Annotated in this window: 12 protein-coding genes; 2 read left to right on the forward strand and 10 right to left on the reverse strand. The window is 32.8% G+C overall.

Translation table 11 applies throughout. The features are described from left to right. Nucleotides 1-38: 38 nt before the first annotated feature. From ccoG to ACHRVZ_RS03285, 6 genes are all read right to left on the reverse strand, one after another. The gene (gene ccoG, locus ACHRVZ_RS03260; RefSeq protein WP_395420749.1) at nucleotides 39-1,457 is read right to left on the reverse strand and encodes a cytochrome c oxidase accessory protein CcoG; all 1,419 of its coding nucleotides are present in this window, start codon (nucleotides 1,455-1,457) and stop codon (nucleotides 39-41) included. A gap of 11 nt (nucleotides 1,458-1,468) precedes the next feature. Beyond that, nucleotides 1,469-2,410 (reverse strand): cbb3-type cytochrome c oxidase N-terminal domain-containing protein, encoded by a 942-nt coding sequence (locus ACHRVZ_RS03265; protein ID WP_395420750.1) that lies wholly within the window; start codon nucleotides 2,408-2,410, stop codon nucleotides 1,469-1,471. 1 nt (nucleotide 2,411) lies between these two features. Next, nucleotides 2,412-2,606, reverse strand: a complete 195-nt coding sequence (locus ACHRVZ_RS03270) for a CcoQ/FixQ family Cbb3-type cytochrome c oxidase assembly chaperone (protein ID WP_395420751.1) — start codon at nucleotides 2,604-2,606, stop codon at nucleotides 2,412-2,414. 7 nt (nucleotides 2,607-2,613) lie between these two features. Next, nucleotides 2,614-4,800, reverse strand: coding sequence for a cytochrome-c oxidase, cbb3-type subunit I (gene ccoN, locus ACHRVZ_RS03275; RefSeq protein WP_395420752.1), 2,187 nt, complete (start codon nucleotides 4,798-4,800; stop codon nucleotides 2,614-2,616). 2 nt (nucleotides 4,801-4,802) lie between these two features. Further along, entirely contained in the window at nucleotides 4,803-4,994 is a 192-nt protein-coding gene (ccoS, locus tag ACHRVZ_RS03280) for a cbb3-type cytochrome oxidase assembly protein CcoS (RefSeq protein ID WP_089352373.1), read from the reverse strand. Between the two features lie 115 nt (nucleotides 4,995-5,109). Next, the gene (locus ACHRVZ_RS03285; protein WP_395420753.1) at nucleotides 5,110-7,497 is read right to left on the reverse strand and encodes a heavy metal translocating P-type ATPase; all 2,388 of its coding nucleotides are present in this window, start codon (nucleotides 7,495-7,497) and stop codon (nucleotides 5,110-5,112) included. Nucleotides 7,498-7,702: 205 nt separating this feature from the next. On the opposite strand from ACHRVZ_RS03285, the gene ACHRVZ_RS03290 reads away from it, so the two are divergent. Then, complete coding sequence (locus ACHRVZ_RS03290; RefSeq protein ID WP_395420754.1) at nucleotides 7,703-8,383, forward strand: Crp/Fnr family transcriptional regulator; 681 nt, start codon at nucleotides 7,703-7,705, stop codon at nucleotides 8,381-8,383. Here the strand turns inward: ACHRVZ_RS03290 and mazG are convergent, their stop codons facing one another. The 3 genes from mazG to def all read right to left on the reverse strand — a co-directional run bounded on the left by mazG (nucleotide 8,384) and on the right by def (nucleotide 10,404). Further along, nucleotides 8,384-9,154 (reverse strand): nucleoside triphosphate pyrophosphohydrolase, encoded by a 771-nt coding sequence (gene mazG, locus ACHRVZ_RS03295; protein WP_194615507.1) that lies wholly within the window; start codon nucleotides 9,152-9,154, stop codon nucleotides 8,384-8,386. Nucleotides 9,155-9,256: 102 nt separating this feature from the next. After that, nucleotides 9,257-9,742 carry a DUF5606 domain-containing protein gene (locus ACHRVZ_RS03300; protein ID WP_395420755.1) on the reverse strand — a complete coding sequence of 162 codons (486 nt, stop codon included), beginning with the start codon at nucleotides 9,740-9,742 and terminating at the stop codon, nucleotides 9,257-9,259. A gap of 71 nt (nucleotides 9,743-9,813) precedes the next feature. Continuing rightward, the gene (def, locus tag ACHRVZ_RS03305) at nucleotides 9,814-10,404 is read right to left on the reverse strand and encodes a peptide deformylase (protein WP_395420756.1); all 591 of its coding nucleotides are present in this window, start codon (nucleotides 10,402-10,404) and stop codon (nucleotides 9,814-9,816) included. Between the two features lie 200 nt (nucleotides 10,405-10,604). Here def and ACHRVZ_RS03310 point away from each other — a divergent pair, with 200 nt between their 5' ends. Next, on the forward strand, nucleotides 10,605-12,827 hold the full coding sequence (locus tag ACHRVZ_RS03310) for an FUSC family membrane protein (RefSeq protein ID WP_395420757.1): 2,223 nt from the start codon (nucleotides 10,605-10,607) through the stop codon (nucleotides 12,825-12,827). Between the two features lie 21 nt (nucleotides 12,828-12,848). Here the strand turns inward: ACHRVZ_RS03310 and ACHRVZ_RS03315 are convergent, their stop codons facing one another. Then, entirely contained in the window at nucleotides 12,849-13,424 is a 576-nt protein-coding gene (locus tag ACHRVZ_RS03315; protein ID WP_395420758.1) for a cysteine hydrolase family protein, read from the reverse strand. Between the last annotated feature and the right edge of the window lie 33 nt (nucleotides 13,425-13,457).

The following is a 13,457-nucleotide window of genomic DNA, read 5'->3' on the forward strand; positions in this document are numbered from 1 at the left end:
TACGAAGTCAGGTTTGTGGTGAATTATGGTATTATTTTTTAATTAAAACTTCGTGGTCCCAAAAAGTTGGTTGTTGTAGTTTCAAGTAAATCTTTGCCATTATAAACACCAATCTTCACTTTTGTTTTATCACTTTCTAAAAGAGCTTCATCTATTTCGATAAACAATGTCCCTTGAGAAATTCCTTCTTTTGCAACTTTAAAATGTGTTTTCCCTACATTTTTTATTTCTCCTTTTTGATCAATTAGTTCAAAATGAATATCATTATAGTCTTTAATTGTCTTATTTACAATTTTGTAAGTGTACACATTACTGATTTTATCTCCCTTATGCTGAAAAAGCTGTCCGGGTAAACGCAAAACAATTGCCTCTACATCTGTTCTTAAAAATAACATTCCAACAAAAACACCTAATAAAATAATTAAGACTGCGGTATAACCTTTCATTCTGGCAGTAAACTTAAAAGGTGCTTTTTTCTCGATTTCATCTTCAGATGCATATCGAATAAGCCCTTTAGGCAAACCAACACTATCCATGATAGTGTCACACTCATCAATACAGGCGGTACAGTTTGTACATTCTAATTGTGTTCCGTTTCTAATATCAATTCCCATTGGGCAAACATGCACACATTGATGGCAATCAATACAATCTCCTTTTCCGGTTGTTGCTCTATCCTCTTTTTTATTGAATTTTGCTCGACCTACTTCTTTTTCTCCACGCACAAAATCGTAGGCTACATTGATCGATTTATTATCTAAAAGTACTCCTTGCAATCTTCCGTAAGGGCACGCTATAATACAGACTTGCTCGCGAAACCAAACAAAAACAAAATAAAAAACACTTGTAAAAATAAGCAATGCAATAAAATTACTTGATTGCTTAATTGGCCCTTGTTCAACCATTAAAAACAACTCATCGCTACCAACTAAATAAGCTAGAAATACATTTGCTATTCCAAATGAAATTAGAAAAAATACCGTCCATTTAATGACTCTTTTTCTAATTTTCTCAGCATTCCATTCCTGTCTTGCCAATCGCAATTGTGCACCGCGATCTCCATCAATCCAGTATTCAATTCGTCTAAAAACCATTTCAAGAAAAATAGTCTGCGGACAAATCCAGCCGCAAAAAATTCTTCCAAAAACTACGGTAAACAAAATTATGAACACAATGCCAACAAGCATTGATATTACAAAAAGATAAAAATCTTGCGGCCAAAAGGGAAATCCAAAAATATTGAAACGTCTTTCTATAACATTGAACATCATAAATTGGTTTCCATTTACTTTTATAAATGGATTTGCAACTAAAATGGCCAATAAAATGTAGCTGACTATTTTTCGATATTCATAGAATTTACCAGACGGCTTTTTAGGAAAAATAAATTTTCTCTTACCACCTTCATCAATAGTTCCAATGGTGTCTCTAAAATCTTCGTCTGGTAAATTTGACATGATTACAATTATTATTTTTTAACTTCTGTACTATCTTTTGTTTTACTTGCAATATCATCTTTTTTAGGAGCGGTATCATCTACCCAAATTTCGCCTTCAGGTTCTTTTGGATCTTTAGGATTACTTCCTCTAAGAGATAAAATATAACTTGCAACTTTTTGAATTTCTTTTGGTTTCATACCATTGGTTTTCCATGAAACCATTCCTTTTCCATCTCGTCCACCATTGCTTATAGTATGGAAAACATTTTTAATTCCACCACCCAAAATCCAATGATCGTCGGTTAAGTTTGGTCCAATTTGCCCACCACCATCTGCTCTGTGGCAAGCTGCACAATTCATTGCAAAAATTTCTTTACCTGCAGCTAAACTCTCTGGATCTGTTAGTAAAACAACTGTTTTCTCATCCATTAAATCAGGTGCTGTTTTTAGATATTCATCAACATCAATTTTTGCCTGAGCCATTTCTTTTTTCAATTCAGTTTCCTGATCGTCTCCACCAAACAACTCATATTTTGCAACATAGATTACTCCAAAAATGATACAGATATAGAATAAATATACCCACCAAGGCGGTAAATTATTATCTAATTCTTTAATTCCGTCATAATCATGATCCAATAATAAATCACCTTCTCTTTCGATTGGTTGAGTTTGAGTAAGTTTATGCATTAAATCTTTGTACCAAGTACTTTCTGTCAAACTCAAACTGTTTTCATAATCTAATTTCGCTTTTTCTTCAGGCGACATTAATTGGTACATCACTCGATTAACGGCACTTAATGTAATTTCGATCGCAATTAAAATGAATAGAAAAACGATTAAAAAAACTGAAACCATTGGGTATTTTATAAAAGCCGGTCTGTCGCCAGAATCTATAAAATATTCCATCAAAGCAAAAACGATGAAGAAAATCAGCGGTACTCTTACATATACTGGGAAATTTTTTTTCATTTTATCTATCTTTTGAAATTATAATACTTCCTTCATCTAAAGGTATTTCACTCATTTCCTGAATTTTTTCTTTCTTATATGAGAAAACCCAAAAACCTAGTCCTACGAAGAAGAAAAAGAATATCAAGAGAGAAAGTATCGGGTAAATTTCGATACCCGATATAGTCTCCATATTGTGTTTTATTTGTTCGAACATTATGCTATTATTTAGAAGTTCCCTTTACTTTTATATCAGTTCCAAGTCTTTGAATGTAAGCAATCAAAGCAACAATTTCTCTTTCATTCATAGGAATGAATTTCTCTCCTGTTTCAGCTGCTTTTTTCCTACTTGCTTCATAACTTTTTACATAGTCAGGATCATTTTCTAAGCTCTTTTCGATTTGAATTGCTTGCGCTCTAAGCGTTTTTTGAGCATTTGCTACATCATTCTCACTATAAGGAACTCCAAGCGTAACCATTGCCTGCATTTTCTTTTGAGTTAAAGAAATATCCATTGCTTCATTATCGAATAACCATTTGTAACCTGGCATTATTGATCCTGCAGAAGTACTTTGAGGATTCCAGAAATGGTTGAAATGCCAATTGTCATTATATTTCCCACCTACTCTCAATAAATCCGGTCCTGTACGTTTTGATCCCCATAAAAATGGATGGTCATATACAAACTCTCCTGCTTTTGCTTGTGGCCCGTAGCGCTCAACTTCACTTCTAAACGGGCGAACTGACTGCGAGTGACATCCAACACAACCTTCTCTTATGTATAAATCTCGTCCTTCAAGTTCTAAAGGCGTATAAGGTTTAACACTTGAAATTGTCGGAATATTTGATTTTACCATAATCGTAGGTACAATTTGAATAATACCACCAATTAAAATCGCAACTGTAGCCAATATGGTTAACTGAATAGGTTTTCTTTCTAACCATGAATGGAATTTTTCTCCGCTAAGTCTACTGCTGCTTATTCTTTGTAAAGCTGGAGCTTGCGCTAATTCATCTTCAATAGTATCACCTGCTCTAACTGTCATTATGATGTTGTAAACTAAAGTCAACATACCAATTAGGTATAAAGAACCTCCAATAGCTCTCATCCAATATAATGGCATAATTGCAGTTACGGTTTCAAGGAAATTACCATAAGTTAAAGTTCCGTCAGGATTAAATTGTTTCCACATTGACGCTTGTTGAAAACCAGCAACGTACATTGGTAAAGCATATAAAATAATTCCTAAAGTACCAATCCAGAAATGGAAATTTGCCAGTTTTTTCGAGAACAAAGTACTTTTTGTCATTCGAGGAATCAACCAATAAATAATACCAAAAGACATGAATCCGTTCCAGGCTAAAGCTCCAACGTGAACGTGAGCAATAATCCAGTCTGTATAATGCGCTATAGCATTTACATTTTTTAGAGAAAGCATTGGTCCTTCAAAAGTTGCCATTCCGTAACCTGTAATTGCTACTACGAAAAATTTCAAAACAGGCTCTTCACGAACTTTATCCCACGCACCTCTCAAAGTTAAAAGTCCGTTGATCATACCTCCCCAAGATGGAGCAATAAGCATTACAGAAAACGCAACTCCTAAATTTTGAGCCCAGTTTGGTAAAGCTGAATACAATAAATGGTGTGGTCCAGCCCAGATATAGATAAATATTAAAGACCAAAAGTGTATGATAGATAATCTATAAGAATATATAGGACGGTTGGCTACTTTTGGAATAAAGTAATACATTAATCCTAAGAAAGGAGTTGTCAAGAAAAATGCTACTGCATTATGACCGTACCACCATTGTACTAAAGCATCCTGAACTCCGGCATAAACAGAGTAGCTTTTTAAAGCCGAAACCGGGATTTCAATATTGTTAAAAATATGCAATACAGCTACTGTAACAAATGTAGCCAGATAAAACCAAATTGCTACATATAAGTGACGTTCTCTACGACGCAACATTGTACCAATCATGTTAATCCCCATTACAACCCAAATTAACGCTATAGCAATATCAATTGGCCATTCTAACTCAGCATATTCTTTTGATGAAGTATATCCTAAGGGTAATGTAATTGCTGCCGCAACGATGATGAGCTGCCAACCCCAAAAATGCAAATTGCTTAAAAAATCACTAAACATTCTGGCTTTTAACAATCGCTGCAGCGAATAATACATACCCGCAAAAAAAGCATTACCAACAAAGGCAAAAATTACCGCATTGGTGTGTAATGGTCTTAATCGACCGTAACTAAGCCACGAAATCCCATCTGTAATGTTGGGAAAAAGGTACATAACCGCTAAGGTAAGCCCTACTAACATACCCACAACTCCAAAAAGGATAGTGGCGTAAATGAATTTTTTTACAATTTTGTTGTCGTAATAAAACTGTTCCATTTCCATAATTATACTTGTTTTTCTTCGGTTGGTGAATTATTATTCTTGGGAGTAATTTTGGTCTCATCGTCAAAAAGCATTCTGACTGAAGGTGTATAATCGTCATCGTATTGCCCAGATTTGACAGCTACAATAAAGGCAATGAAGAACCCGATTGCTACGAAAATACTTACTGAAATTAATAGATAAATAACACTCATACCTTAAATTTATGTTAACAAAATTACTAGGTTACTAGCGGTTAAAATATGATAATTATCATAGTCGAAGACTTTAGTTAAATTTATAAAAAAATAACCTTTGAATTATCTATAATCACTCTAAATTACTATTACTGAAATAGTTAGACATTATCGTAACAAAACTAACTATTGTAATAGTACTTAAAGGCATAATAATAGCCGCTACTAGAGGAAGTAAATTCCCAGTAATTGCGAAAGAAAGTCCTACAATATTATAAAGTAATGATAAGACAAAACTCATTTTAATTATTGTAATCGACTTGCGCGATAATTTTAAAAAGTAACTTAATCTCGAAAACTCACTTGCATCTAATATTGCATCACATGCCGGAGAAAAAACATTGACATTCTCAGAAATCGATATCCCAACATTACTTTGTGCCAACGCTCCAGCATCGTTCAAACCATCACCAACCATCATTACATTCTGACCTTTGTCTTGCAATCTTTTGATGAATTCAAGTTTTTGTTCGGGTTTTTGATTAAAAACTAGTTCTGTGTTTTTGGGTAAAATAGATTCAAGATTTGTTCTCTCCCCATCATTATCGCCAGAAAGTACTTTTATTTGATAATCTTTACTGAGCGTTTGAAACAATTTTTCCAAACCTTCTCTATACTGATTTTGAAATACAAATTTTCCTAAATAAACATCATTAATTCTAATATGCAAACCCGTTTTTTCAATTTCTGATGAATCCGCAACTGGACTCTCAACAAACTCCGCAGATCCAATCTTAATCGCCGTTTCTCCTGAAAAAGCCTGAATTCCTTTACCTGTAATCTCTTGAAAATCGTCAATTGCAATTCTCTTTGACTCAGGCAAAAAGTCATATAACATACGGCTTAATGGGTGATTTGAAGCGCGAAGAACATTTTTTATTAAAATGTAATTTTCATCAGAAAGTGTATTCCCTTCATATATAATATTTGACTTTTTATTGGTTGTAATAGTTCCCGTTTTATCAAAAACTATAGTATCTACTTTTGCCAATTGTTCAATTACCAAAGCGTTTTTAAGATACATTTTTTGCTTACCCATGATTCTTAGAATATTACCAAAAGTAAACGGCGCAGTAAGTGCAAGTGCACAAGGACATGCTACAATTAAAACTGCAGTAAAAACATTAAAAGCGGTATTGGCATCAATAAATATCCAATAACCAAAACCTGCAAAAGCTATCAACAATAATATTGGCGTAAAATAACGGCTTATTTTATCTGTAATAGTTTTGTGTTTTTGCTCTACATTTTTCTGAAAAATTTCATTGCTCCATAATTGTGTTAAGTAACTTTGCGAAACCGAATGCAGTACTTCCATTTCAATTACTTTTCCAATTTGTTTTCCACCTGCAAAGACTTTATCTCCAGACTTTTTAGTGATCGGAACAGCTTCTCCCGTTACAAAACTATAATCAATTTCAGCTTTTTTACTAATCAAAATTCCATCAACCGGAATTAACTCCTGATTCCTAATTAGCAATCTATTGCCTTTTTGTATGTCATAAATAGGAACACTTTCTTCAGAAGTATCTGAATTAATTCTTGTTACTGCAATTGGAAAATAAGATTTAAAGTCTCTTTCGAAGCTTAAAAAACTGTAGGTTTTAATTTGAAACATTTTTCCGAGTAACATAAAAAAAACCAAACCTGTTAAACTATCAAAAAAACCTGATCCATAGTTCATTACGATATCAAAAGTACTACGAACAAACATTACGATAATTCCCAGCGCAATTGGAATATCAATATTCAGCATGCCCGATTTAATACTCTTATAAGCAGAAACATAATAACCGCTGGCCGAATATAAAAAACTTGGCAAAGCCAAAATAAAAATCAGGATTCTAAAAAAAGGTTTATAGTTATCTAACCAAAATTCTTTGATCTCAAAATATTCAGGAAACGAAAGCAACATTATATTTCCAAAACAGAAGAAAGCGACACCTAATTTATAAGTCAGGCTTCTATCGACGTTATTTTTTCCAGTTTCGTAGTTTTCTAAACTTATATAAGGTTCATAACCTATTGAACTTAATGTATAAACAATAGTTTTTAATGAAACGGTATCGGTATTGAAGGTAATTCGAACTCTTTTTTCAGGAAAATTAACTTGTGAAGTGCTTATTCCGGGCTGAATTCGGTTTAGATTTTCAAGAATCCAGATACATGAACTACAATGAATATGCGGAATATTTAGTGATACAATAGCTGTATTTCCTTCCTGAAACTCCAAAACTTTCGACAAAATAGCTTCATTATCCAGAAAATCATATTTGCCTTTTATGTCTTGCGGAGTGGCTCCGGGAGATTTTTCAAAATCATAATAACAGGTTAAATCATGAAGACTAAAAATTTCGTAAACGGTTTTACAGCCCGCGCAACAAAATTTTTTTTCATCAAAATTGATCTCTTCATTTTTAGGAATGGTAAGTCCACAATGAAAACAACTCTGCTCACTCATAATTTGTTTCTTTTTTAATGCAACAAATATTCAAAATAAGAAGCGACTTTAAATATGACATTTATCATAGTATAATTAAATCGAATTCTAATTTAATGAATTAAAACAGGCAGATTACATTATTAAATATTTTCTGTATTTTTTAATCAATAAAACTACCGCGGAACCGCATTATTGGTTAATTTTGCATCAAATTACTTTTGCGATGAATAAATGTGATCAATGTATAGTGAGGCAACTTTCATCTTTAAAAGCACTCAATAAAGATGAAGTAATAAAACTGGCTAGTAGTAAAACAACTTACACGATTAAAAAAGGTGAAGCTATTTTTGAAGAAGGCGAAGTAACCAATGGTGTTTTTTGTGTAAAAGATGGTGTTGGAAAACTTTCTAAGTTAAGTGCAAACGGAAAAGATCAAATTGTAAAATTGGTAAAATCCGGAGAACTTTTAGGACAACGTTCCATGATTAGTAACGAGCCTGCAAACTTATCTGCAAAAGCTATTGCTGATATGGAAGTTTGCTTTATTCCCAAAAGCGAAATCATTCATTTTTTTAATAACAACAATCAGTTCTCTATGAATTTAATGCAATCTGTTTGCGAAGATTTAAAAGAATCTGAAAACGATAAAATTGCCTTAGTTCAAAAAACGGTAAAACAACGCTTGGCTGAAACCTTATTACATCTTTATGACGCTTTTGGTGAGACTGAAGATCAAACTCTAAAAGTTCAACTAACCAGAGAAGAACTGGCAGGTATAATTGGTACTGCTACAGAAAGCTGTATCAGACTTTTGTCTGACTTTAACAAGCTTGAATTAATCGAATTGGTTGGTAAAAAAATTAAACTTAAAGATATAAAAGCGCTAAAGAAACTGGCTGAATAATTACAGTTTCTTCGCTTCATTCCAAAATACATCCATCTCAGCTAAAGTCATATCCATTAAAGGTTTTCCTAATTCTCCAGCTTTACTTTCTAAATATTGAAAACGCTTGATGAATTTTTTATTGGTACGCTCTAAAGCGTCTTCAGGATTAACATTAAGAAATCGGGCATAATTGATCATCGAGAATAAAACATCACCAAATTCGGCCTCAATTTTATCCTGATCGCCTGATTTGACTTCTACTTGCAATTCTTCTAATTCTTCTTGCACTTTATCCCAAACCTGGTGTGGCTCTTCCCAATCAAAACCAACACCTTTAACTTTATCCTGAATTCGGCTTGCTTTTACTAACGCAGGTAAACTTCTTGGTACGCCTTCTAAAACTGATTTTTTACCTTCTTTCAGTTTCAATTTTTCCCAATTTTGTTTCACTTCCTCTTCGTCTTTAACAACGGTATCGCTGTAAATATGTGGATGACGGTGAATTAATTTATCACAGATTTCATTACAAACATCAGCAATATCAAAATCATTCGTTTCAGAGCCTATTTTTGCGTAAAAAACAATATGCAATAACAAATCTCCTAACTCCTTTTTAACTTCATTCAGATCATTATCTAAAATTGCATCTCCTAATTCGTAAGTTTCTTCAATTGTAAGATGTCTAAGGGTTTGCAAAGTTTGCTTTTTATCCCACGGACACTGCTCGCGTAGTTCGTCCATGATGATTAATAATCTTTCGAAAGCCTTAAGTTGAAGTTCTCTGCTCATTTTATGAAGTTTTATTTGGGTTGTAAACCGATGGTGTAAAAGTAAAAAATCCTGTCAAGAAAACATCTCAACAGGATTAATATATTTGAATGTAGAGAACTACTATTCTTCTTTTTTAGCTTTTGCTTTTTTAGCAGCTGGAGCTTTTTTTGCTTTTTCTTCAGCAACAGGAGTTTCTTCAGTTGTTTCAGCAGCAGCTGGAGCTAAATCAGTAACTAAACCTTTAGCCTGAAGTGTATTGTACCAGTTTAATACTTTTTTAATATCAGAAGGATATACTCTTTCTTCATCATAATCAGGTAAAATTTCTTTAAAGTAAGCTGCCAATGTAGCGTTGTCTTCTTTATGTGAAATAGCTTGCCCTTTATTCTCTTTAGCAGCAATACGTTGCATTACTTCTGTCAATGGTTTTTCGCCGTCGTAAGTATAAATTGAAATTTCAGATAATAAACTTACATTACTTTTTAAGTTTACTGTAATTTTTTTTCCGTCTGTTAATGATTCTGCCACAAAACCTGTACGAGTTTGTACTTTCAATACATATAAACCTGGTTTCCCAGAAATGGCTAAAATTTTCTCTAAATTCATGTTTATTAAAATTAGTATTAAGAATTTGATTTATTATATTTCGTTGATTCTAAATTTAAACTTTAGAATACTTATCTCCCTTTCTTAGCAGCAGCAAACTTCATTCTATATTCTTGAAAAGTCTTGCCTTCTGTAATATTTTTTAATTTCTTTTGGATCAAACGTTTTTTCAAAGAAGATATTTTATCTGTAAATAGAACTCCTTCGATATGATCGTATTCGTGTTGAATAACTCTTGCAATTAAACCATCAAAAACTTCCGTTTTCATTACAAAATCTTCCTCACAATATTCGATTGTAACGGTTGGTTTTCTGTAAACATCTTCGCGAACGTCCGGAATACTCAAACAACCTTCGTTAAAACTCCACTCCTCGCCTTCTTCTTTAACAATTTTAGCATTGATAAAAGTCTTTTTGAAACCTTTTAAATCTTTTTGCTCTTCTGATGGTAAATCTTCATCGTCGCTAAAAGGAGTTGTATCAATAACAAACAAACGAATTGGCATACCCACTTGCGGCGCAGCTAGTCCTACTCCGTAAGCGTTGTACATGGTCTCATACATGTTTGCTATTGTTTCTTTTAAGTTTGGGTAATCTGGCGTAATTGCCTCACCCACTTTTCTTAAAACAGGATCACCATATCCTACAATTGGTAAAATCATTTGTATTATTTTAATGTATTATCTACTGAAAACCCTGAATTTAGTTCCCTTAATTCAGCTGGCAAAAATAGTAAAAAATAGTCAATGAATAATTCTAAAGCTATATTATATATCATTTTTTGCTTTCTCTCTAAAAACTCATCTATAATTATGCCAAATTAATTCGTACAATTCGTACTTTTGTTTATAAACCTCGCCATATGTTTGAACGTATCACCAAATTCACCAATAGTACTTCTTTTTTTAATGCCTCAAAAATAACTATTGCTTCAGTAGTACCTGTGTTAATTTTGAACTATTTAGGGTATTTTGAAATAGGTTTTACGATTGCTTTAGGTGCTTTTTATACCTATCCCAGTGATATCCCAAGTTCATTAAGTCATAAAATAAAAGGTCTAATAACAGCTTCATTTATTGTATCGGGAGTCAATTTATTGGTAAATCTCGCTTATCCCTATCCTTATATATTTTATCCGTTTTTAGGATTTTTATTGTTTGCATGCTCTATGATCTCTGTTTATGGACAACGTGCAACTTTGGTTTCTTTCTCTGCTTTATTATCAATTTCATTGTCATTCGGTCACTTACACGAAGGATGGCAAGCTGTTGAATATTCTGGATGGATTTTTATTGGAGGTATTTTGTACTTAATTGTATCTCTTGCCTTTCATTTTGTCCAACCTTATAAATATGTTGAATTAGAAATTGCTCAAGGAATAAAATTAACTGCAAAATACTTGAAGTTAAGAGGTGATTTATGGAATCCTGAAGCCAATAGAGAATCCATTATTGAAAAACAATTAAGTGTTCAGGTTGATTTAAATTTGATTCATGAAGATCTAAGAAAATTATTAATTGGTAATCAGAATACTTCTGCTGCAACGAGTCAAAATCGAAAAATGCTGCTTGTATTTATTACTTTGGTTGAAATTCAAGAACTTGCATTATATACTTCATTTGATCACAGTAAACTTCATGAAAAATTCGCAAAACATCCGGATGTTCTTCGTACTTACCAAAATGTCGCTTATAAACTGGCTTCCACTCTAAAGAAGCTTTCTAAAAATGTGCACCAAATAAGTGTTTATGTCGATAAAAATGATTTAAAAAACGAATTGGATGCATTTGAATTTGCCATTTTTGACTACGAAAAAAGCTTAGGTGAAGAAGAAGCTGCAGAAGGCGTTTTGATGTTGACCAATATGCTGAAATATGCTAAAAATCAGGTTGGAAAAATCAAAACGATCCAACGTGCGTTTTCATTGGCGATGCAATCTTTTAAATTAAAGGATAAAGACAAAGAACTTGAAAAATTCTTAACTCCCCAATATTATCCGTTGCGTACTTTGATCGAAAATCTAAGTTACTCTTCTTCTATTTTCAGACATTCGCTTCGATTGACGATTACGATTTTAATTGGTTTTATTATCGGGAAATTTCTTCCGTTTCAAAACGTTTACTGGATTTTACTAACTATTGTGGTAATCATGCGACCAGGTTACGGCCTAACAAAAGAACGCTCATACAACAGAATTTTCGGAACTATTTTAGGAGGTTTACTCGCATTTGGGATTGTATCTGTGATTCAAAATCATGTTGCGTTGAGTATCTTCTCTATTATTTGTATGCTTCTTGGGATTTCGTTTACGCAAATCAATTATAAAATAAGTGCCACGTTTGTAACGATGTATGTGGTTTTTATATATGGTATTCTGACCCCAGATGTAGTCGAAGTAATTCAGTTTCGAATTTTAGACTCGCTTGCCGGAGCAATTTTGGCATTTTTAGCCAATCAGTTTTTATGGCCTGCCTGGGAATTTATCAATACTCCAATTCACATTGAAAACTCGATTAAAGCGAACCGAAATTACCTTAAAGAAATTGCCGATTTTTACAACAAAAAAGGAGAAGTTCCTACTTCGTATCGTTTGGCCAGAAAACATGCTTTTGTAGAAGTTGGTAATTTAATGACCTCTTTTCAGCGTATGATGCAGGAACCAAAATCGAAACAAAAAACATTGCCATTGGTTAACAAATTGGTAGTTTTAAATCACTCGATATTATCTGCTTTGGCATCATTATCAACTTATATTCAGTCACATCAAACAACATCAGCTTCAGAATCTTTTAATTACATCATTAAAACCATACTCTCCAACTTAGATAACTCTATCTCGATTTTGCGTAATGAAGCGATCATTACCGATACATTTTTTGATAAAGAAGATGTCACTTTACAATTTGAAGAGCTTAAACGTGTTAATTTTAAACGTTTATCTACAGATGACGAATTAGATAAAGAAACACGCCAAGCCAAAATGCAAGAAGCACAAATGGTTATTGAACAATTAATCTGGATGAGTAATCTGGCTGAAAAGATTCTAAAAATCACTAAAGAATTTAAAGAAACCAGTCAGGATTAATTTCAAAACTATCTCTTTTACCTAAATAATATTCTGTTTTAAAAAATCTGTTGTTATTACAGTTGCAAATTCTTCATTCAAACTTGCAAGTGCTGTTTCATGAATTAATTCAGCAGTATAATTTTGTCCATTCAGGCCTTTTTTATTAAAAGTTGCGGTTGCATCTGAAACAACAAAAGTTTCATATCCAAAATTACCTGCCATTCTGGTTGTCGTCGACACACAATGATCTGTGGTTAAACCTACAATCACAAGTGTTTTAATATTAGCGCTATCTAATTGCTCTTTTAAATTGGTACCAATAAATGCACTGTTTACATTTTTTCTGATTATGATTTCTCCATCAATTGGCTTAACCAAATCTTTAAATTCGTTTCCAGCACTATTTTCATTAAGCAGTGAATTTGGATTTGAAGAACAATGTTTAATATGAAAAACCGGAAGATTGTTCTCCCTCCAAAGATTTAATATTTCACTTGCATTCTTTTCTGCATCCAGATTATTTCTTTGTCCGCCCCAATATTCAACATTATCGAATCCTTTTTGAATATCTATTAAAATCAAAGCTGCCGGTTCATTTTTTTTAGAAATTGTCATAGTCTCTTTTTTTTGATGTAAACAAAAAGGGCT

The organism is Flavobacterium sp. FlaQc-57 (assembly GCF_044007395.1).
In the GTDB taxonomy this organism is placed as follows: domain Bacteria; phylum Bacteroidota; class Bacteroidia; order Flavobacteriales; family Flavobacteriaceae; genus Flavobacterium.

Coding starts and splice junctions, on each gene's coding strand:
- ccoG (WP_395420749.1), bottom strand. CDS start 1,457: ATGTCAAATTTACCAGACGAAGATTTTAGAGACACCATTGGAACTATT.
- ACHRVZ_RS03265 (WP_395420750.1), bottom strand. CDS start 2,410: ATGAAAAAAAATTTCCCAGTATATGTAAGAGTACCGCTGATTTTCTTC.
- ACHRVZ_RS03270 (WP_395420751.1), bottom strand. CDS start 2,606: ATGTTCGAACAAATAAAACACAATATGGAGACTATATCGGGTATCGAA.
- ccoN (WP_395420752.1), bottom strand. CDS start 4,800: ATGGAAATGGAACAGTTTTATTACGACAACAAAATTGTAAAAAAATTC.
- ccoS (WP_089352373.1), bottom strand. CDS start 4,994: ATGAGTGTTATTTATCTATTAATTTCAGTAAGTATTTTCGTAGCAATC.
- ACHRVZ_RS03285 (WP_395420753.1), bottom strand. CDS start 7,497: ATGAGTGAGCAGAGTTGTTTTCATTGTGGACTTACCATTCCTAAAAAT.
- ACHRVZ_RS03290 (WP_395420754.1), top strand. CDS start 7,703: ATGAATAAATGTGATCAATGTATAGTGAGGCAACTTTCATCTTTAAAA.
- mazG (WP_194615507.1), bottom strand. CDS start 9,154: ATGAGCAGAGAACTTCAACTTAAGGCTTTCGAAAGATTATTAATCATC.
- ACHRVZ_RS03300 (WP_395420755.1), bottom strand. CDS start 9,742: ATGAATTTAGAGAAAATTTTAGCCATTTCTGGGAAACCAGGTTTATAT.
- def (WP_395420756.1), bottom strand. CDS start 10,404: ATGATTTTACCAATTGTAGGATATGGTGATCCTGTTTTAAGAAAAGTG.
- ACHRVZ_RS03310 (WP_395420757.1), top strand. CDS start 10,605: ATGTTTGAACGTATCACCAAATTCACCAATAGTACTTCTTTTTTTAAT.
- ACHRVZ_RS03315 (WP_395420758.1), bottom strand. CDS start 13,424: ATGACAATTTCTAAAAAAAATGAACCGGCAGCTTTGATTTTAATAGAT.